Annotated in this window: 24 protein-coding genes; 11 read left to right on the top strand and 13 right to left on the bottom strand. The window is 61.9% G+C overall.

Features of this window, described 5'->3' with window-relative positions; all coding sequences use genetic code 11:
- Positions 1–117: 117 nt before the first annotated feature.
- The 3 genes from serS to ACLV7J_RS04020 form a co-directional block, all read right to left on the bottom strand.
- The gene (gene serS, locus ACLV7J_RS04030; RefSeq protein ID WP_411867826.1) at positions 118–1,404 is read right to left on the bottom strand and encodes a serine--tRNA ligase; all 1,287 of its coding nucleotides are present in this window, start codon (positions 1,402–1,404) and stop codon (positions 118–120) included.
- A gap of 42 nt (positions 1,405–1,446) precedes the next feature.
- Complete coding sequence (locus tag ACLV7J_RS04025) at positions 1,447–1,731, bottom strand: NifU family protein (RefSeq protein ID WP_411867825.1); 285 nt, start codon at positions 1,729–1,731, stop codon at positions 1,447–1,449.
- Positions 1,732–1,801: 70 nt separating this feature from the next.
- Positions 1,802–2,134, bottom strand: coding sequence for a DMT family transporter (locus ACLV7J_RS04020; protein WP_411867824.1), 333 nt, complete (start codon positions 2,132–2,134; stop codon positions 1,802–1,804).
- Positions 2,135–2,250: 116 nt separating this feature from the next.
- Between ACLV7J_RS04020 and lepA the strand changes: the two genes are divergently transcribed.
- Positions 2,251–4,059, top strand: coding sequence for a translation elongation factor 4 (gene lepA, locus ACLV7J_RS04015; protein WP_411867823.1), 1,809 nt, complete (start codon positions 2,251–2,253; stop codon positions 4,057–4,059).
- Positions 4,060–4,069: 10 nt separating this feature from the next.
- Here the strand turns inward: lepA and ACLV7J_RS04010 are convergent, their stop codons facing one another.
- Complete coding sequence (locus ACLV7J_RS04010; protein ID WP_411867822.1) at positions 4,070–4,516, bottom strand: type II toxin-antitoxin system VapC family toxin; 447 nt, start codon at positions 4,514–4,516, stop codon at positions 4,070–4,072.
- Positions 4,506–4,739: a FitA-like ribbon-helix-helix domain-containing protein gene (locus tag ACLV7J_RS04005; protein ID WP_411867905.1), complete on the bottom strand. Its 234-nt coding sequence runs from the start codon at positions 4,737–4,739 to the stop codon at positions 4,506–4,508. Before ACLV7J_RS04005 ends, ACLV7J_RS04010 begins: the two co-directional genes overlap by 11 nt.
- Positions 4,740–4,787: 48 nt before the next feature.
- Here ACLV7J_RS04005 and ACLV7J_RS04000 point away from each other — a divergent pair, with 48 nt between their 5' ends.
- From ACLV7J_RS04000 to ACLV7J_RS03970, 7 genes are all read left to right on the top strand, one after another.
- Positions 4,788–5,105 (top strand): Uma2 family endonuclease, encoded by a 318-nt coding sequence (locus ACLV7J_RS04000; RefSeq protein WP_411867821.1) that lies wholly within the window; start codon positions 4,788–4,790, stop codon positions 5,103–5,105.
- Positions 5,106–5,138: 33 nt separating this feature from the next.
- Complete coding sequence (locus ACLV7J_RS03995; protein WP_411867820.1) at positions 5,139–5,558, top strand: HEPN domain-containing protein; 420 nt, start codon at positions 5,139–5,141, stop codon at positions 5,556–5,558.
- The gene (locus ACLV7J_RS03990) at positions 5,524–5,862 is read left to right on the top strand and encodes a nucleotidyltransferase domain-containing protein (RefSeq protein ID WP_411867819.1); all 339 of its coding nucleotides are present in this window, start codon (positions 5,524–5,526) and stop codon (positions 5,860–5,862) included. The genes ACLV7J_RS03995 and ACLV7J_RS03990 overlap by 35 nt, the downstream gene beginning before the upstream one ends.
- Positions 5,863–5,925: 63 nt before the next feature.
- Positions 5,926–6,405, top strand: a complete 480-nt coding sequence (locus ACLV7J_RS03985) for a hypothetical protein (protein WP_411867818.1) — start codon at positions 5,926–5,928, stop codon at positions 6,403–6,405.
- Positions 6,402–6,824: a hypothetical protein gene (locus tag ACLV7J_RS03980; RefSeq protein WP_411867817.1), complete on the top strand. Its 423-nt coding sequence runs from the start codon at positions 6,402–6,404 to the stop codon at positions 6,822–6,824. Before ACLV7J_RS03985 ends, ACLV7J_RS03980 begins: the two co-directional genes overlap by 4 nt.
- A complete protein-coding gene (locus tag ACLV7J_RS03975; RefSeq protein WP_411867816.1) occupies positions 6,821–7,351 on the top strand; it encodes a Tfp pilus assembly protein FimT/FimU in 531 nt (176 codons plus the stop codon). The genes ACLV7J_RS03980 and ACLV7J_RS03975 overlap by 4 nt, the downstream gene beginning before the upstream one ends.
- Entirely contained in the window at positions 7,351–7,824 is a 474-nt protein-coding gene (locus tag ACLV7J_RS03970) for a PilW family protein (protein ID WP_411867815.1), read from the top strand. The genes ACLV7J_RS03975 and ACLV7J_RS03970 overlap by 1 nt, the downstream gene beginning before the upstream one ends.
- A gap of 124 nt (positions 7,825–7,948) precedes the next feature.
- Here the strand turns inward: ACLV7J_RS03970 and ACLV7J_RS03965 are convergent, their stop codons facing one another.
- The 5 genes from ACLV7J_RS03965 to ACLV7J_RS03945 form a co-directional block, all read right to left on the bottom strand.
- On the bottom strand, positions 7,949–9,478 hold the full coding sequence (locus tag ACLV7J_RS03965; protein ID WP_411867814.1) for a class I SAM-dependent methyltransferase: 1,530 nt from the start codon (positions 9,476–9,478) through the stop codon (positions 7,949–7,951).
- A gap of 97 nt (positions 9,479–9,575) precedes the next feature.
- Positions 9,576–10,160 carry a type II secretion system protein J gene (locus ACLV7J_RS03960; protein WP_411867813.1) on the bottom strand — a complete coding sequence of 195 codons (585 nt, stop codon included), beginning with the start codon at positions 10,158–10,160 and terminating at the stop codon, positions 9,576–9,578.
- Positions 10,161–10,175: 15 nt separating this feature from the next.
- On the bottom strand, positions 10,176–10,769 hold the full coding sequence (locus ACLV7J_RS03955) for a Tfp pilus assembly protein FimT/FimU (protein WP_411867812.1): 594 nt from the start codon (positions 10,767–10,769) through the stop codon (positions 10,176–10,178).
- On the bottom strand, positions 10,769–11,299 hold the full coding sequence (locus ACLV7J_RS03950; protein WP_411867811.1) for a hypothetical protein: 531 nt from the start codon (positions 11,297–11,299) through the stop codon (positions 10,769–10,771). The genes ACLV7J_RS03955 and ACLV7J_RS03950 overlap by 1 nt, the downstream gene beginning before the upstream one ends.
- 114 nt (positions 11,300–11,413) lie before the next feature.
- Entirely contained in the window at positions 11,414–13,249 is a 1,836-nt protein-coding gene (locus ACLV7J_RS03945; protein ID WP_411867810.1) for a hypothetical protein, read from the bottom strand.
- A gap of 289 nt (positions 13,250–13,538) precedes the next feature.
- Here ACLV7J_RS03945 and ACLV7J_RS03940 point away from each other — a divergent pair, with 289 nt between their 5' ends.
- From ACLV7J_RS03940 to ACLV7J_RS03930, 3 genes are all read left to right on the top strand, one after another.
- Positions 13,539–13,889 (top strand): transposase, encoded by a 351-nt coding sequence (locus ACLV7J_RS03940; RefSeq protein WP_411867809.1) that lies wholly within the window; start codon positions 13,539–13,541, stop codon positions 13,887–13,889.
- Positions 13,890–13,963: 74 nt separating this feature from the next.
- Positions 13,964–14,248 carry an IS3 family transposase gene (locus tag ACLV7J_RS03935; protein ID WP_411867808.1) on the top strand — a complete coding sequence of 95 codons (285 nt, stop codon included), beginning with the start codon at positions 13,964–13,966 and terminating at the stop codon, positions 14,246–14,248.
- A gap of 9 nt (positions 14,249–14,257) precedes the next feature.
- A complete protein-coding gene (locus tag ACLV7J_RS03930; protein ID WP_411867807.1) occupies positions 14,258–14,743 on the top strand; it encodes an integrase core domain-containing protein in 486 nt (161 codons plus the stop codon).
- A 364-nt stretch (positions 14,744–15,107) separates the two neighbouring features.
- Here the strand turns inward: ACLV7J_RS03930 and ACLV7J_RS03925 are convergent, their stop codons facing one another.
- Genes ACLV7J_RS03925 through ACLV7J_RS03915 form a run of 3 tightly spaced genes read right to left on the bottom strand, consistent with a single transcriptional unit; the run spans position 15,108 to position 17,319 of the window.
- Positions 15,108–16,154 (bottom strand): hypothetical protein, encoded by a 1,047-nt coding sequence (locus tag ACLV7J_RS03925; protein WP_411867806.1) that lies wholly within the window; start codon positions 16,152–16,154, stop codon positions 15,108–15,110.
- 5 nt (positions 16,155–16,159) lie between these two features.
- Positions 16,160–16,726, bottom strand: coding sequence for a Tfp pilus assembly protein FimT/FimU (locus ACLV7J_RS03920; RefSeq protein WP_411867805.1), 567 nt, complete (start codon positions 16,724–16,726; stop codon positions 16,160–16,162).
- On the bottom strand, positions 16,705–17,319 hold the full coding sequence (locus ACLV7J_RS03915) for a hypothetical protein (protein WP_411867804.1): 615 nt from the start codon (positions 17,317–17,319) through the stop codon (positions 16,705–16,707). The genes ACLV7J_RS03920 and ACLV7J_RS03915 overlap by 22 nt, the downstream gene beginning before the upstream one ends.
- Positions 17,320–17,327: the final 8 nt, after the last annotated feature.

Genomic DNA, 17,327 nt, shown 5'->3' with positions numbered 1-17,327 from the left:
CCATGGCGAGTCATTCGTGGAGGCGCCGCGCGATCCCCCGAGGGCCCCGAGGGCCCCGGCGGTCCGGCGACCTGGCAGACAGGCGGTGGGCGGACAGGCGGTCAGGCGGTCTGGGAGTCAGGTCGCCGTCAGGCACTCGGCGCCGAAGTAGGGCACCAGGGCGGCCGGCAGCCGCACCGTGCCATCGCTCTGCTGGCCGTTCTCCAGCAGGGCGGCCATGGTGCGACCCACCGCCAGGCCGCTGCCGTTGAGGGTGTGCACCAGCTGGGTGCCCTTGCCCTCCTTGAGACGGATGGCGGAGCGGCGGGCCTGGAAGTCGCCGCAGGTGCTGCAGCTGGAGATCTCGCGGTAGGCGCCGGCGCCGGGCAGCCACACCTCCAGGTCGTAGGTGCGGGCGGCGGAGAAACCCAGGTCGCCGCTGCAGAGTTCGATCGTGCGGTACGGAAGTTCCAGGGCCTCCAGCACCGCCTCGGCGTCGGCGGTGATCTGGCGGTGTGCCTCCGCGGAGTGGTCGGGGTGCACGAACCAGTAGAGCTCCACCTTGTTGAACTGGTGCAGGCGGATCAGGCCGCGGGTGTCGCGGCCGTAGCTGCCGGCCTCGCGGCGGAAGCAGGGGGTGTAGGCCACGTATTTCAGCGGCAGCTGATCGGCCGGGATCACCTCGCCGCGGTGCAGCGAGGTGACGGGCACTTCGGCTGTGGGGGTGAGCCAGAGGTCGTCGTCGGCGCAGCGGAAGCTTTCCTCGGCGAATTTCGGCAGCTGGCCCGAGCCGGTGAGGCTGGCGCTGTTCACGAGGATCGGCGGCAGCACCTCGCGGTAGCCCTTGCCGCCGTGCAGGTCGAGCATGAAATTGATCAGGGCCCGCTCCAGCCGGGCGCCCTGGCCGAGCAGCGTCACGAAGCGGCTCTGGGCGATGCGCACCGAGCGCTCCGTTTCCAGCAGCCCCAGGCGCTCGGCGATCTGCCAGTGCTCCTCGAGGGTCTCGCCGGCGGCGGCCTGGCGCGGGCTGCCCCAGCGCTTCACCTCCACGTTGTCGGCCTCGCTGCGGCCGTCGGGAACCTCGTTGGCGGGGAGGTTGGGCAGGCCCAGCAGCTGCTCGCGCAGCCTGGCGTCGAGCCCCTTCTCCTCTTCTTCGAGCACCGCCACCTGCTGCTTGATGCGGTTGCCCTGGTCGCGCAGCCCCTGCACCTCGGGGCCGTTGGGGGCGGCGCCGCCCTTGATCAGGCTGCCCACCTCCTTGCCGATGCGGTTGCCCTCGGCCTGGAGGCTGCTGCGCTGCTCTTCCAGGCTGCGGGCCTGCTGGGCCACCAGCTGCAGCCCGGTGAGGTCGAGCGTCATGCCGCGGCGCCCGAGCTGGGACACGATGAGCTCGGGGTTGTCGCGCAGCAGGCGCTGATCCAGCACGGTCCTAGGGCAGGTGGGGCGAGCCTACGGGCCGGGATGGATTCAGAGCACCTGCACCACTTCGGCCACCTCGGGGATGGCCTCGCGCAGCTTGCGCTCGATGCCCATCTTGAGGGTCATGGTGCTGCTGGGGCAGGAGCCGCAGGCGCCCTGCAGACGCACCTTCACGATCGGCCCGTCGATCTCCACCACCTCCACGTTGCCGCCATCGGCCATCAGGTAGGGGCGCAGCTCATCGAGGGTGCGCTCCACGTTCTCCAGGGTGAGGGCGCGGGGATCGGCGTTGCTGCCGGCTTCGGCCGTGGCGCTGCTGGTGTCGGTGGTCATGGCGGTGGGCTCGTGGTAGTTGGAGCTTAGGAAGCGAGGCCTGGCACTGGCCAAGCCCGCCTGACGCACCTCAGCCGTGGGCCTTGCCGCTCAGGTTCACGAGCACCACGCCGGCGGCGATCAGGCCGATGCCGAGCAGTTCGCCGCCGCTGGGCAGCTGGCGGTAGGCCAGCACGCCCACCAGGGTGATCGCCACGATGCCGATGCCGCTCCAGAGGGCGTAGCTGAGCCCCAGGGGCAGGGTCTGCACCACCCGGGCGAGCAGCAGCATGGCGGTGCCGTAGGCGGCCAGCACCACGAGGGTGGGCCAGGGCCGGCTCAGGCCCTCGGAGAGCTTCAGGCAGGAGGTGCCCACCACCTCGGCGGCGATGGCCAGGAGCAGCAGCAGCCAGGGGTTCGACACGGGACAGGCGTGTGGGTGCCGCTCCCTAGGATCGGCCCAATCCCCGGCGCGCTCCGCCGCCCGCCGCGCTTCAGCGTTTCCCTCCCGCAGCGGCCGCCGCGCCCGAACCCCGCCCGATGACCGACGTTCCCGTTTCCCGGATCCGCAATTTCTGCATCATTGCCCACATCGACCACGGCAAATCCACCCTGGCCGATCGGTTGCTGCAGGACACGGGAACGGTGGCCGCCCGCGACATGCAGGAGCAGTTCCTCGACAACATGGAGCTGGAGCGCGAGCGCGGCATCACGATCAAGCTCCAGGCGGCCCGGATGGAATACAAGGCGGCCGACGGCGAGACCTACATCCTCAACCTGATCGACACCCCCGGTCACGTTGACTTCTCCTATGAGGTGAGCCGCTCGCTGCAGGCCTGCGAGGGGGCGCTGCTGGTGGTGGATGCCAGCCAGGGCGTGGAGGCCCAGACCCTGGCCAATGTGTACCTGGCGATCGAGAACAACCTCGAGATCATCCCGGTGCTCAACAAGATCGACCTGCCGGGTGCCGATCCGGAGCGCATCAGCGAGGAGATCGAGGCGATCATCGGCCTGGACACCTCCAATGCCATCGCCTGTTCCGCTAAGACCGGCCTGGGCGTGCCCGACATCCTGCAGGCCGTGGTGGATCGGGTGCCGCCGCCGCCCGACAAGGTGGACGAGCCGCTCAAGGCCCTGATCTTCGATTCCTATTACGACCCTTACCGGGGCGTGATCGTGTATTTCCGGGTGATCTCGGGCTCGATCAGCAAGAAGGACAAGGTTCTGCTGATGGCCAGCAAGAAGACCTACGAACTCGATGAAGTTGGCGTGATGGCGCCGGATCAGCGCCAGGTGGAGAGCCTGCATGCCGGTGAGGTGGGCTACCTGGCCGCCTCGATCAAGGCGGTGGCCGATGCCCGCGTGGGCGACACGATCACGCTGCTGGCCAATCCAGCTGAGGAGCCGCTGCCGGGCTACACCGAGGCCAAGCCGATGGTGTTCTGCGGCCTGTTCCCCACCGATGCCGATCAATATCCCGATCTGCGCGAGGCGCTCGACAAGCTGCAGCTCTCCGATGCGGCGCTGAAGTATGAGCCGGAAACCAGCAGCGCCATGGGCTTCGGCTTCCGCTGCGGCTTCCTGGGTCTGCTGCACATGGAGATCGTGCAGGAGCGGCTGGAGCGCGAATACGACCTCGACCTGATCGTCACCGCACCGTCGGTGATCTACCAGGTGAACCTGCTGGATGGCTCCACCGTGATGGTGGACAACCCGGCCACGCTGCCCGATCCGCAGAAGCGCGAATCGATCGAAGAGCCCTACGTGAAGCTCGAGATCTATACGCCGAACACCTACAACGGCACCCTGATGGAGCTATGCCAGGAGCGGCGCGGTGAGTTCATCGACATGAAGTACATCACCACCGACCGGGTGACGCTCCATTACGAGATGCCGCTGGCGGAGGTGGTGACCGACTTCTTCGACCAGATGAAGAGCCGCACCAAGGGCTACGCCTCGATGGAGTACAGCCTGATCGGCTACCGCAAGAACGATCTGGTGCGCCTGGATGTGCTGATCAATGCCGAGAAGGCCGATCCGCTCACCACGATCGTCCACCGCGACAAGGCCTACAACGTGGGCAAGGGTCTGGTGGAGAAGCTCAAGGAGCTGATCCCGAGGCAGCAGTTCAAGATTCCGATCCAGGCCTCGATCGGCAGCCGCGTGATCGCCTCCGAGAGCATCAGCGCGATGCGCAAGGACGTGTTGGCCAAGTGCTACGGCGGCGACATTTCCCGTAAGAAGAAGCTGCTGCAGAAACAGGCCAAGGGCAAGAAGCGCATGAAGGCCATGGGCAAGGTGGAGGTGCCCCAGGAGGCGTTCATGGCGGTGCTGAAGCTGAACCAGTAGGGGGCGTGGTTCAGGCGGCGAGCCCAGCGAGATCCATCACGGCCGGTTGGTCCTGCCTCGGTTGTGCCAGCTTGCGCAGCAGCCGCTGATCCGCGGTGATCAGGGTGCCCTGCTCCTGTTCGGCCAGGGCCACGTAGAGGCAGTCGTAGGCAGGGTGGTCGAGTTCCCGGCACCAGTGGGCGGCGCGGGCCAGCAGTGCGCTTGAGGGGAACAGGCGGCTGAAGGGCTCAGCGCCCCGGGTCGACAGCACCTGGAACTGCTCGGCCGAGATCGCCCCCAGGCGCAGGCTCTTCCAGCCGGCATTGAGGAGCTCCACGAGCACCAGATCAGGCGCGAGCAGCAGGGTGGAGGGCCCGCCATCGAGGAGCCTGACGGCCTGTTCGGATCCCGGCACGGCGGCGAACCAGCCAAAGGCCACTGTGGCATCCACCACCCAAGTGCCGGTGTCAGCGGCCATCCCGGCCTTCGCGGATGAGGGCGGCCACATCGAGACAGCGGCCCGCGGCCGGTGTGCTCGCCCTGAGGCGGGCGAGCTCGTCGCGCAGATCGTTGCCCTGGCGGACCGCGGCGGTGAGCAGGTCGCGCAGGCTCTGTTCCAGGGACAGGCCCTGGGCTTTGGCGCGGGCCCTGAGCGCCTCCACCACACGATCGTCCAACTGCCGGATCAGGACCTGCGCCATCAACGCCACGGCTGCTATCAGCCATGATAGCGATTTCTGGGGGTGTCCATGGCGCTGGAGCCCCCAGGCCCCTCGTCAGCCCTGCCGCTGCCGTGGGATCGACGGTTGAGCCCCGATCTGGTGGTGGAACTGGCCAGTGCTTCCGACGAGGGGCCCCGCAGCATCAGTGCGCTGCGCCAGACGATGGCCACCTACCGGGCCAATGGCGCGCAGCTGGGCTGGCTGCTGCTGCCTGAGGAACGGGCCGTGGAGATCTGGCGCGTGAGCGAGCCCAACCCTGAACGCCTCGACGACGCCACAACCCTTGAGGGAGGCGAGCTGTTCCCTGGCCTCGCGTTGGATCTCGCCCCGATCTGGGAGGTCTGAGCCCGATCCTCCGGCGCCGGGCAGACTGCCCCCATGGCTGAACGCTCCGCCGACTGGCTGAATCAGGCCCTGCGGGATCTCGAGCAGGCGGAGGCCTCCATGCAGGCGGATCGTCATGAGTGGGCCTGTTTCGCCGCCCATCAGGCCACCGAGAAGGCCTTGAAGGCTCTGAACCTGGCCCTGGGGCAACAGGCCTGGGGTCATACCCTGACCCGGCTCTGGGCGGCAGTCCCCGATCGGGGTGCGCTGGACCCGCCTCCCCCGGAAGCGCTCGACGATCGCCTGCGGCTCCTGGATGGCTTCTACATCCCCACCCGCTATCCGGACAGCTATCCGGAAGGCACCCCCGGCGAGCATTTCGGCAGACTGCAGAGCGAACAGGCCCTGTTCCATGCCACCGCCATCGTCCAGTGGGCCCGTGCTGCGCTGGCCCAGCTCCGCCGAGGTGCTTGAGCAGGCCCACCTGTGGGCCGAGCACCAGGCGGCCGGCCATCCGGAGCTGGAGGCCGTGGGCGTCTTTGGCTCCTATGGCCGTGGCGATGCCGGTGTGGGCAGTGACCTGGATCTGCTCCTGATCTTGAGCCGGTGCGACCTGCCGATCTGGGAGCGCCTCCGCCCCTGGGACACTGCCACGCTTCCCTTGGCCACGGATCTTCTCGTGTACAGCCGCCAGGAGTGGCAGACCCTGCCGAGCTGGAATCCCCGGCTCGCCGCCACCCTGGCGCGCGACGTCCACTGGCTGATCGCCCCACCCTGAGGCCGCCGGGTCCAACCCCCGCCTCCCCGGGAACCCTCAGAGGGCCATTCCCCCGGAGGCCCCATGCGCCCCGCCCCCAGGCCCACGCTCAGCAGGCTCACTCGCCACAGGCCGCGTACAACCCACCACAACGGCTTCACCCTCCCCCTGGCCACGATCTCGGCGTTGGTGATGGTGGTGTCGAGCAGTTCGCTGCTGGGGATGGCGCTGGCGGGGCGGCAGGCCCAGCTGGCGGAGCTGCGCCGCCGGCAGGCGGAGGACGTGCTGCTCAGCGCCGGCCGCCAGGTGGTGGAGCAGCTGCAGACCACTCACCAGGCCGTGTTGCAGAGCTGGCCGCAGCCGCCGGAGGCCTGGCCCACGCCGCAGCCCGCCACCACCCCGCTGGGCAGCCTGCACCTCACGGCCTTGCAGCCCAGCGCCACCGCCGCCCTGCTCACGCTGGAACTGCGCGACGCCAGCGGCCGGGCCCGCACCGCCCGCTTCCGGGCCCGGCGCGATGCCAGCAGCGGCGCGATCGTGCACCTGCGCCTGGAGGGAGCATGAGCCTGGCGGAGGTGCTGGTGAGCACGGCGGTGCTCTCGATTGCGGGCACGGGCTCGCTGCAGCTCACGGCCAACCTGGGCCACACGCTGGCGAGCCAGCGGCAGCTCGATGGGGTGATGCAGCAGCTCGACCAGGCGGTGCAGGCCAGCCACGAGCGGATGGCGCTGGAGGGCGCCGGCGCCAGTTGCGCGGATCCGGCGGCGCTGCTGGAGGTGCTGGCCGCGCGGGCGGCCGCCGCCACCCCCGAGCCGGTGGTGCTGAAGACCCTCGGCCACCAGGGCCAGGCCCTGCGCCTGCGCTGGGAGCCCACGCTGGAGGCGGCCGCGGCGCTGGACCCGTCGTTGCGGCAGGCGGCGAGCCGTGAGCAGTTGCTGACCACGGCTGCGCTGGGGATCTGTCCAGCGGGAGGTGCGTCATGATCCGTCGCCCCAACGGACGAGAACCGTCCGCCGGCCTCTGCCAGGCCGAACTCCTCCTCACCGCCGCCATCCTGGGCCTGATCGGCGCCCTGGGCTGGGTGCACGCCAGCCAGGCCCTGGGTCAGCAGGCGGTGGAGGCCACCACCCGGCTGGTGCTGGAGGGGGTGCAGAAGGCCCGGGCGGAGGCCGAGCGCACGGGGATTCCCTGCGCGATGGCGCTGGGGGAACGGGGCTGGCAGGACTCGGCCGTGGCCGCGGCGGAACCCTGCACCACGGCCCTGGGCCCGGTGGCGGCGGGCGTGCTTGCACCGGTGACCCGTTGGCGCCACAACGGCCCGGCCGCCTGGCGGTTCACGGCCACGGGACTGGTGCTCGACGGCGGGCTGGTGGTGGTGTGGGCGCCGGGGGTGTCCCTGCAGCGCTGCGTGGTGATGGCGCTGCCCCTGGGGGTGCTGCGCCACGGCGTTTACGGCGCCGACCCGGAGGCGACCCTCAGCAGCGACGCCTGCCGGCCGGAGGCGGGCTGATGGCACGCTCCCAGCACGGCTTCACGCTGGTGGAGCTGATGATCGCGCTGGCCGTGGGGCTGGTGGTGATGGCCGGTGCGGCCCAGACGCTCGTGGGCAGCGTGGCCCTGTCGCGCCGCTGGGGCGATGAGCTGCGCCAGCGGGAGTTTGACCAGCGGGCCCGGCGGCTGATGCAGCTCGACCGCCAGGCTGCCGAGGTGGCTCTGGAGGGTGCGGCCGCTGAGGCGGCTGCTGGAGAGGCGGCCTGCGGGCTGGCGGGACGGCGGCCGGTGCTGCACCTACGCCTGCCCGATGGCAAGTCACCAATCACCTGGACCCTGGGCTCTGCCCCCTCAGCGATCTGGCGTGGGCCGGTGCTGATGCGCTGTGGGCCGGCTTACGGCCTGGAGGGGCGCCTCAGCCTCGATGGGGCCTGGCAGAACCGGGTGGTGCTGGATCAAGCTGAGGATTGGCTTGCGCTTTACCAGAGTTAGTTCTCGGATGTCTTGGCGGGTGGGAGGAGAGTGCGCTGCTGCGAGATGATCACCAATCCAGGGGAGACTTTAAGGTCTATATCCTTGTGGCGGCAATGTTGATCAGCAGACTGCAGGGCGTGCGTTAACGACCTGGAGGCGAGGCGGTCGATCCAGGGCTGCCCTCTGCCAAGGCTCCCAATGAGCGCAGTGCAGGCAGGCGGACTGCCTGATATTGAAGAATCAGTGTGTTAATCGCCTCTGACTGGAGGGCAGGGTTGGTAATTGGCTTGTTCTCGTGGTCCCTGAGTTGGGCGCCCAAGGAAGTCAGTCCCATCTGAACACAGGCAGTAAGCAGCTCACCTTGGAGGCCCTCGGAGAGAGCCTTGTGAACCAAGGAGTCGGTGGTTGTGAATGGAATGGCGGTGCCGGCGTAGGGAGCAACGAGAAAGGAATAGGGTGAGCCCTCTATTGCGAAGTCACTCAGTTGTCGGTTCGCCTGCAGGCTGCCTTCCCTTGCTTTCGGACCAGCTGATCCACGATCAAGCCCCAGCCTTCCAGCATGGAGAAGCATCGCCAGGATCTTCACGAGAACGGGGAGAGGTTGTCCTGTTTCCTCAATGAGATGGGCAATGGTGTGAGGGCTTGACGTCAGGACTTCTTCAATCTGAGAGTAGGCGGCATGATCGCCTTTGACCTCCCCGAAGACGGTGGCAAATGAATAAGTGTCCTGGGGCGGGGCTTCCTGCAGGCACAGCCGCATGGCTGAAAATCTGCGATCACGCTGGGGCACTGTCAGACCGCGGAAACCTCGTACGAACAGATCCCTGCGAAAAGACTTGTTGGTGGCAAAGTCGATCAGAGACTGACGGATCAGTGGATCCGCTTCGGAGAGAACTGCTTCGTGCAGCGATTCGGATAGCAGTTCATCGAATGTCTCAGGAAGTGTGGCAGACGCTACATAGCGGAGCTTCTTGTCATGGCATCGACGGTGCATGTCGGCCACATAGAGTGGGCACCAGCCAGCGTTGGCATACTCGCCAGTGAGATAGTGAAGGCTGGCCTTTTCGACCGAGAGAAGATCTTGCCTCAGGGATGGCAGATTGGACCCGAGGACTGTTGGTCTGTCCTCGTTGCCAATCAATATATGCAAGGTCTGCAATGTCCGATCATAGGCTGCTCTAGTGCCTGCGAACCCTACTCTTCCTCGCTCTAGTTGGGATAGATGTTGAAAAAGGCTGAGCCCCAGCCATCCTGGATAGGTATTGTATGAGCAATAAAAGACTCCACCTGGAACTAGAGCAATGCTGGCCACGGCCAGCATTGCTGCTTGGATAGTGGGGGTGATCCAAGTGGCGATCCCGTGGGCAGCCACGTATTGGAACCTTCCTGACAGGCCTGGGCGTAGCCCGAGGGGACTCATGTCCTGCTGAAGAGCCAGGAAGTCGGCTTCCAGGAAGTGAATATTGCCCAGTCCCAAGGCATCAGCCAACCACCGACTGTGGGCGATGTGATCAGGATGGAAATCAACTCCTGTGAACTGGCCTTCTGGATAGGCCGCTGCTAGTAGGCAAAGGCTGAGGCCCATGCCACTACCAAGTTCAAGATAGTCGAAGGGCATTCCCTCTTCTGGTCTTGGGGGATTATGGCCGTGGCAGAGAACGGCAAAGTCCATCCAGTTCGGAGCCATCTCCCGGTAGAATCCACAGGTATAGGCAGATTCGGAGTGGTAGCCATGGTCCCAGCTCATCTGATCTCGTTTGTGCGTGGGGTCAGTTAATCTCTCCGGCTTTTACATGGCTTTGGCTCGTGCCTGTGTAGCTTCCGGGTGGAGTGGTGAGTGTTAGGCTGTAGCTAACCTTGCGAGGATCGTCGCAATTGCTTAGCGTGAGCAAGGTGTTTTCGTTCACGATCAGGTCCTGCGATGTTCCGAAATCAAGTTCCCCCGTAGAGAGGATGTTAGGCCCTACTCGCCTGAGGTTGCCATTGCCGTCGTTGTAATACCGCACGGTGGCTGAGGCAGCAGTGGTTCCGTTGCTCAGATTTGGGAGCCTTGGTAAGCGAATAGTGAAACCAGAGCTGCTACAGGTCGTTCCATAAGTAAGAGCGTCACCTTCGCCAATCTCGGTTTCCATAAGGAAGGTCAGGCGTCCAAAGTCGTCTCGCAAGCGCTGGGAGGCTTCTTGGCGAGTGGTGGTGCGGATGTGGGAAACAATGGCGCTTCCTGCTAGGACCAGCATCGATCCACCGATCACACAAACAATCAATAGCTCCAGGATGGTGAAGCCGTTTTTGCTGCACTGCAGCGGCCGGCTCTGGCAGCAGAGGCTTGAAGAGCGGGTGAAAGGGCGTATCATTCTGAGGCCTTGCTTTTAGAAGCTGCCATAGTTGGCATCAGTGCAGACATCCGAAACGTTGGAGGATCCATCGTTACGACCCACCCGAACGAGCCCCAACACCGCGGATACCCTCACGCAGCGAAGCGGGGTAGTGCCGGCAAGGGCGATCTTGACGGTGATTGGGGTCGTGTTCGTCGTCGCCCCACGGGGGGTGTAGGTAAAGGTGGGTCCATTCGTCACGGCTACATTGAAGGGTCCCGAGGACTGGGCGAAGGACTGAATCGTGAAGTTTCCGTTAGATTCCAGGGGGGCACATGTGGCTGGCACCACGCTAGCGATCACCGCCCCTGGAGCAGCGTTGGTCTGAGGAGTGAAGGTCACAGTGCAATTCTGGCCATTTACTTGATTCACTCGTGTGACTGAAGCCCTTCGAACAGATTCCAGCCAGCCTGCCAGCTCTACAGCTATGGCGTTCACGCGTTCCCGCCGCCATTCGTTACCGCTAGCTCGGATCACAATGCCGGAAAGGATCCCGATGATGGCCACGGCCACCATCAGCTCCACGAGGCTGAAGCCTGGAGGCCTGGGAGCCGAATCAGTTGGTCTTTGGAGGGGTGGAATGGGCATCAGGGACACCAAGCAGCCACGGTGGGAATAATCTTCACCACACGGCCGATCGTTGGGTTTGTTGAAGAATAAGTGACGCGGATGCGGTGGACGGATGCATCGTCGACGTTGACAGTACGGCTCACGCCATCAATGGGGCCAATGGCTTGTACTGCTGTCACAAGATTGTTGACAAGTGTCCCATCTTTACAGAAGCCAGTTTCGGATGAGATGTTGCCCGTGGCTGGATCATAATTTGTCTTAGAAAAGGCGTCAATCGCCGTCTGATCGCCGACTGGAAAATAGTAGTCTTCCCGATCGATGTCTGCTGGAGGATAGTCTACGGCGCAGCTGGAAGATGCGTTGATGGTGGCGATATTCACGGTGCAGCTTCCTGGGCAGCATGTGTAACGCTCGCTCAGGTCTTTGATAGTGGCGACGTCGGCATCGATCAGGGCCTCGCGGCGGTTGCGCAGGTCACTGCTCACCTGTGCCCGGTTGGCAGTCATCAGCAATGCAGCAGTTCCCGACAGCGCTACAATTAGGATCAAGAATCCGACAAGTAGCTCAACCAGCGTGAAGCCCCCGTCTGGTTGGATAGTGCGTTGGTGCAGCGAAGAGGGTGATTGGGGCACGATGTGCTTCGCGGTTGACTTGACAGATATTCAGAAAAGGGATGTTGAGCGGACGCTGCGTGCTACCCAGTCCCAGACTGTTGGCTGAAAGCCTGACAATCCACTACCAGTCACTTTCCCGATCACGCTGGTCGGAGGCGTCGTTATTGCAACGCTGCCATTGAGATTCAACTGGTCAACCCATACAATCCCTTGGATGTTAAGGCCCGAGCCGCCTCCGCCAATACTAAGGGTGCCGTTGGGGAAGTAGATAAAAGCCGAAAAGATGCCATTCGTACCACCTAGGTCGATGCTCTGGTCCACTACATTGCCCAGCAGGCTTAGATAGCTGGATCCTGGGTCGGCGGCATTGGTGTCATCGCGCCGTGGGCAGGCCGCAGCTGCGGTGACATCAGCTGGAACAGGAAGGAGGGGAGAGCCAGTACCGCATTTCACATGAATCAGCTCATTAGTGCCCGCCATCTTTATGTCCCCACCATTAATATTAGGTGACGTCGTATCAGTGTCGTCGTAGAACATCAGCCTCACGGGAAGCCCGCCTGAGCTGGCTCCGGAGTCGATAATGATCTTGTCGTTTCCAGACAGGTTGATATACCGAAGCTGACAGTAGACTGCTTTGCCGGGGTCTATTACGCAGTAGGGATCGTAGGCAGTGATGTTGGTAGTCTCGAAGGTCGTGACAATGCACTTTCCCTTGCTCTCGGTGGAGCCATCGGGGCATTTCCCTTTGACTTTAGCGACTTCTTTGGTAACCTCTGCCTCCACCTTCTTGCTGGTTGGGCATGCACCAACTGCATCAGGGAAGCCGTCACCGTTGATATCGGCGAGAGCAGTCAGGCCGTCCTTGGGAAGAACGATTGACCCGTTGATGCAGCCACTTGTTAAAAGGTTGTCTGGTCGCGAAGGTAATTCGGATAAATCTGTTGTGAATGGGACCAGAGCTGTTGATCCATTCTTGGTGTCAATATTGCAATCAGTAGAGCCTGAGCAGGTGGCGCCGTCCTTAACCCAGAGAATGCTGTTAAGAGGATTTCCTGAACTATCGAAAAGCTCTAGGGCTTTGCTGCCTTTGACGTCGATGCCTCCGCCATTAATCCCAACGACGAGGCCCTTGCCGGATCCTTCTCCAGCGCCATTGCATTCTCCAGTCCCATTGCGAATATCCTGGCCATTTTCCGTCGAGTTGGCGACTTGGCCTTTTGAGTCAAAACTTGGCCCAAAGGATCGCTTGCAGCATTTAGGCATCACCTGGAATTCGCGCGTGACGTCCGCTGTGGCTACGGTATTGCCGGCATTATTCAGAACTTGTCCTTGGACGGTAATGCGAATATATCCATAATTGGTGCGCTGGGTGCCAGCTGTCCCGCGCAGATCGATATTTCCGTCAGAAAAACTGCTTTTGGTGTCGGTGGTGCTGGATAGATTGTAGCTGCCAGTTGACGGAGATGCTTGCCGGTTGGTGTAGCTGGAAGAAGGGTCGAATGAAGCAAACTGGACGTTGCGCAGGACGAAGCGGCGATTTGGTGCATTTTCCAGCTGACGCCCACTCGCGTTCTGGAAGTCGATAGCCTTTTCGGTGGGATAGTTGGCTAAAGTGGTTGGGTTGGCTATGCCTGCTAGGCATGGATTGACCAGGTCTGGCCGGTTTCGGCGCCAGTCTGCAGGCGCGAGACCCGATACAAGCAGACGCCGATTCTGTTCCCGGTTCAACTCGCTGATGATTTCGCTTATTCCGGCTTCAGCCGCTTCCCTGGCTTCACGGCCTTGGCTTTGGAAAACCGCACCCAGCAGCCCCGAGTTGCTTCGGTTGGCAAACGCAAGCGACCCCAGAATGATGGCGAGCACAACAAAGATGACGGCTACCATGGAGAAGCCTTCCTCCCCCGGAGGCCTACCCCTCGAGGGGTATGACCTGCCGTGTGACGGTGACAATAAGTAGGAGAGGACCAGCTTTGGATTCATCGTTGCCCTCCTGCCAGGACATGGTTTCCAGATTCTAGTCCGCCTCGTCTGTGGTGGATTACGGTTTGTCTGTCCCAGGAGACCGGTCCGCCGCTGCCCGGCCAAAGCCAGGTTCAAGGCGAGTTGATCTTTCGCAGCGCAGCTGGGCGGGCCAGCCGGTGGTCGTGATGTGGAGCCCGGAAACCGGTCCAGGGTGAATGTGAGTCCTCATCCGGCCAGACTGGGCCGGGGACTCCACCATGAAACGCACCAGGCACACAGCGGAGCAGATCATCCGCAAGCTCTAGCCCGAAGGGCTTCTGCGAAGCAGTGGACCGCCGAACAGCTGATCGCCCAGGGCAAGACCGTCGACGACGTCTGCCGCGTCATCGAGGTGACGCAGCCGACGTACCACTGCTGGAGACAGCAGTACGGCGGCATGCAGGCCGAGGAGGACAGGCGACTGACCCAACTGGAGCAGGAGAACGCCCGGTTCAAAAAGCTGCTAGCGGAGGCGGAACTTGAAAAGGTGATGCTCAAGGATCTCGCCGAGGGAAACTTCTGAGCCCGGAACCCAGACGCAGGGCTGTCCTGGTCCTGGAGGAGCGTTACCGGGCATCCGGGCGGCGGTTTTGCCGGGTGGTGGGCCAGCATCTCAGCACCCAGCGCCATGAACGCAAGGTCACAGGCCTGGAGGAGTCAAAGCTCAGGCATCGTCTCCGCGACATCGCCGCTGAGCACATCCGCTGGGGCCGGCGGATGGCCTACCGCCTGCTCCGGCGAGAGGGCTGGGCGGCGAACCACAAGCGGGTGCAATGGCTTTGGCGAGAGGAGGGTCTGCAGCGACCCACCCCCAGGACAGGCAAGCGAGCCCAGGCCACCGACGGTTCTGTGAGACGACACCGGCCTGAGCATCCCCGCTAGGTGTGGGCCATGGACTTCCAGTTCGACGCCACGGCTGATGACCGCAGACTCAAGTTCTTGAAGGTGATCGACGAGTACAGTCGCCTTCGCCTGTCCATCCGGGTGGGCAGGCGCTGCAAGGCCAAGGATGTGGTGGGGGTGCTGGAGGAGTTCACCAGCCTCTACCCGGCGCCAACATTCATCCGCAGCGACAACGGCTCAGAGTTCATCTCTCAGGCCCTACGGAGCTGGTGCGAGGCCAGTGACACCACCACCACCACGGCTTACATCGAGCCCGGATCCCCGTGGGAGAACGGCTTTGCAGAGTCGTTCAACGGCCGGTTCAGGGATGATTTCCTCAACATCGAGCTGTTCAAGACGGCTCCGGAAGCACAGCTCCTGGCCGATCACTGGCGTTGGGAGTACAACTCCCTCAAGCCGCATTCGGCCTTCCAGGGGGGTACGCCCCTGGAAGGCAGCACAGCAGGAAGCTGCCGCATGACCACAACTACCTAATCTCATACGGCCTGGCCCGAGGAAAGGAGACACCACAGCCGAAGCCGAGAACAAACTGGCCGGCTGAGAGGCGGTCGGTGCCCCTCATCACCCACTCGGGATCCAGAGCTAGTGAGCTGGGTGGCTATAGAGTCTGGTATCTTTCGGCTGGGACACAACGATTGCCCTCCTTCTGACAACCCGACCCTTCGCTGAAATGTTGGCGCTGCGTTGTGGCAGACGGCCAACAGTTCAGGATGCCTTGAACATGCAGAGGAATCTGCCGCCGCGGCCCTGAGCGTGAGACAATGATTCAAGACCATTGAAAGAGGAGTGGCTTTCGATGGCGCAATCTGCCATGCTAAAGCCTAGCTCGTTGCCCCCGTTATATGCCCATCACGGCATCAGGGAAAACAAGAACGTTTGCATATTGAATGGTGACTTCCTCTCCCGTGCTTCCTGGGATTTCGCTTTTGAGATAGCAATTCTTGCGATTGCAGGTTCCAGTTCCAGCGCTTGTGTCTTGGAATGTGGTGTACTCACTCCTTAGCCTGGGAAGGTAGACAATGTCTTCCTTGAGCTTGCTGCCCACAATGTTTACCGCCCCAGCATTCCTGGCAACATTAAAGTGCTGGCGCACCTCTATGGCGTCAATGGTCGATCCATTGATGATGACTTGCCTTGAGGTCGTGGACTTGTAACAGTTGGTGGGTGCCGTGGTGTTAGGCGGTGTAGTGTCGGGGTCGTCACATTCAATCTGGTCGGCATCAAGAAGCGTGCCGCCGTTGTCTACTTGATCGCCCAATGAGTAGTATGGGTTGAGCGCTGATCTTGCGCCAAAAGCCTGAGTAAACGTGCTTCCATTCGAGTTTTGGAATGTCATTGTAATCCTTACTCCTCGAGAAAGTGTATTTCCTGGGACGCTTGCCTCGTTTATGATTGGATCCCAAGGAGCTGTCGAGCTGAGGCGATCAACAACTACTGTGGTGATAACATCTGCGGAGTCCGTATCTAGCGAGCCAGTTGTCTTGTAGGGTGGGCCGCATCGCATCAGGGTCGATGGGCCTTGCCATCCAGGATGGGGATCGGGCGTTGGGAAGCCATAGACGATCTTCCAAAGTTGTCTTGGCCCAACAAGGACTAAAGCCTCTTTGAGTCCACAGGTTGTTTCTTCACTTGACGTCGTCAGGTCACTGGCTATGGCGATCTCTCTATCCATAAGCAGAGCAATCCTGTTGAATGAATCCTTCATATTCTGGTCGTCTTCAAATCGTTTCGTCAGTCTGACTTGGGAAACAAGCAGCGACGAGCCTAATGCGGCAATGATGATAGCGCCAAGCAATGCCGATAGCAAAAGTTCTACCAGCGTGAATCCAGAGACCTGGGGCGAATTATCGCGAATCCGATTGAGATGTTTCCGGTTGTGAGCCATGGTAATCAGCCTCTGAGATAATCGCATGTACCATTCCCGCCATCAACTCCAACTCTGATAATGGAGGCTGGAAGTGTGACATTGACGCACCATTGATGACTTGCACTCGAACTTCGAATCCTTACGGTTGTGTCTGTGACTGGAGGAGTTGAGTCGTCGGAACTCAAGCCACCGCTGAAAAAGGTAAACGCTGTGGTCTTGTCTACTTCGAGATTGGTGTTGCCTGAGATTGCTTGGAGATTGGCGGATGGCAACGATGTTTTGATGCAGTCAGCAGGGTCTAAAGTGGCCGATACGACCCTGGTCAGACTGTCGACCCTTTGTGTAATCGTGCAGCTGCTATCAATAGCAATGTCCTTAGTCGCGATCTCCCGGGTCTTGGCAAGAACTGTCGCAAGTTCAATTGCAGCTAGGCGAAGCTGGCGATCGGAATAAGAGCGAGAGAAGGAAGCAAAGCCAACAGCTGAAAGAATAGAGAGAATGGCCACAGTTATCATGAGTTCGGCCATGGTAAAGCCATTGTGGATGATGAGCCTTCTCTTTGGGTGAATCATGATGAGCCCGTGCACCATGCTGCCGATTCAAGGATGATCGATGCTTGTCTTTTAAAGGCCAAGGACGCAGAATCCCCCCCTGTTAAATTGTAAGTGAGGTGGACATGAGTGGGGTCCGAGGTGTTTATGGCTCTTGTGAGAATGTAGCTTTGCGTCGAGTTCTGAATGGGTATCTCCGTGGATTCGTTGAACTTGTACGGTAGAGATGGCTCTATGTCGTCTGCGGTATTTGAAACTGAATCGGCATCTGCCAGGAATTGTGTTGATAGGCCCGCGGTCGTCAGGTCGGCGTTGGCGCACTCGTAAGAAAGGACGGGTGATGTTGTGAACTCATTATTGGTCTTGGTTGTGGCCTTGCTTAGGCTGTAGGGGCCACTCTTCATTCTCCAGAACTTTGCATACCGCTTAATCCAGGCAAGATCAGTTGATACGGCTGCCTCGATCGCATTCTGATTGCTCGCCCTTTGGGCAAGGTCAAGCGTACGGACAAATACGGTGGCCAGGGTCGCCACGACGGTAGTGGCGATGACAACAGCTAGAATGACTTCAATCATGCTGAAGCCCATGGCTGACTTGTCTCTGTTGGTGAGAGCCCTGATGGTGATTGCCATGACTAGAT

The organism is Vulcanococcus limneticus LL (genome assembly GCF_943369875.1).
GTDB classification, from domain to species: Bacteria; Cyanobacteriota; Cyanobacteriia; order PCC-6307; family Cyanobiaceae; genus Vulcanococcus; species Vulcanococcus limneticus_A.
This window is presented reverse-complemented; position numbering and strand designations above follow the sequence as displayed.

Bases quoted from the DNA above. Each gene is read 5' to 3' on its own strand.
- ACLV7J_RS03920 (WP_411867805.1), bottom strand. From the start codon at position 16,726: ATGGTGCACGGGCTCATCATGATTCACCCAAAGAGAAGGCTCATCATC.
- ACLV7J_RS03915 (WP_411867804.1), bottom strand. From the start codon at position 17,319: ATGGCAATCACCATCAGGGCTCTCACCAACAGAGACAAGTCAGCCATG.
- ACLV7J_RS04000 (WP_411867821.1), top strand. From the start codon at position 4,788: ATGGCGCTGGAGCCCCCAGGCCCCTCGTCAGCCCTGCCGCTGCCGTGG.
- ACLV7J_RS03945 (WP_411867810.1), bottom strand. From the start codon at position 13,249: ATGGTAGCCGTCATCTTTGTTGTGCTCGCCATCATTCTGGGGTCGCTT.
- ACLV7J_RS04025 (WP_411867825.1), bottom strand. From the start codon at position 1,731: ATGACCACCGACACCAGCAGCGCCACGGCCGAAGCCGGCAGCAACGCC.
- ACLV7J_RS03980 (WP_411867817.1), top strand. From the start codon at position 6,402: ATGAGCCTGGCGGAGGTGCTGGTGAGCACGGCGGTGCTCTCGATTGCG.
- ACLV7J_RS03970 (WP_411867815.1), top strand. From the start codon at position 7,351: ATGGCACGCTCCCAGCACGGCTTCACGCTGGTGGAGCTGATGATCGCG.
- ACLV7J_RS03955 (WP_411867812.1), bottom strand. From the start codon at position 10,769: ATGCCCATTCCACCCCTCCAAAGACCAACTGATTCGGCTCCCAGGCCT.
- ACLV7J_RS03965 (WP_411867814.1), bottom strand. From the start codon at position 9,478: ATGGACTTTGCCGTTCTCTGCCACGGCCATAATCCCCCAAGACCAGAA.
- ACLV7J_RS03975 (WP_411867816.1), top strand. From the start codon at position 6,821: ATGATCCGTCGCCCCAACGGACGAGAACCGTCCGCCGGCCTCTGCCAG.
- ACLV7J_RS03985 (WP_411867818.1), top strand. From the start codon at position 5,926: ATGCGCCCCGCCCCCAGGCCCACGCTCAGCAGGCTCACTCGCCACAGG.
- lepA (WP_411867823.1), top strand. From the start codon at position 2,251: ATGACCGACGTTCCCGTTTCCCGGATCCGCAATTTCTGCATCATTGCC.
- ACLV7J_RS04005 (WP_411867905.1), bottom strand. From the start codon at position 4,739: ATGGCGCAGGTCCTGATCCGGCAGTTGGACGATCGTGTGGTGGAGGCG.
- ACLV7J_RS03925 (WP_411867806.1), bottom strand. From the start codon at position 16,154: ATGGCTCACAACCGGAAACATCTCAATCGGATTCGCGATAATTCGCCC.
- ACLV7J_RS03960 (WP_411867813.1), bottom strand. From the start codon at position 10,160: ATGATACGCCCTTTCACCCGCTCTTCAAGCCTCTGCTGCCAGAGCCGG.
- ACLV7J_RS04010 (WP_411867822.1), bottom strand. From the start codon at position 4,516: ATGGCCGCTGACACCGGCACTTGGGTGGTGGATGCCACAGTGGCCTTT.
- ACLV7J_RS03995 (WP_411867820.1), top strand. From the start codon at position 5,139: ATGGCTGAACGCTCCGCCGACTGGCTGAATCAGGCCCTGCGGGATCTC.
- ACLV7J_RS03930 (WP_411867807.1), top strand. From the start codon at position 14,258: ATGGACTTCCAGTTCGACGCCACGGCTGATGACCGCAGACTCAAGTTC.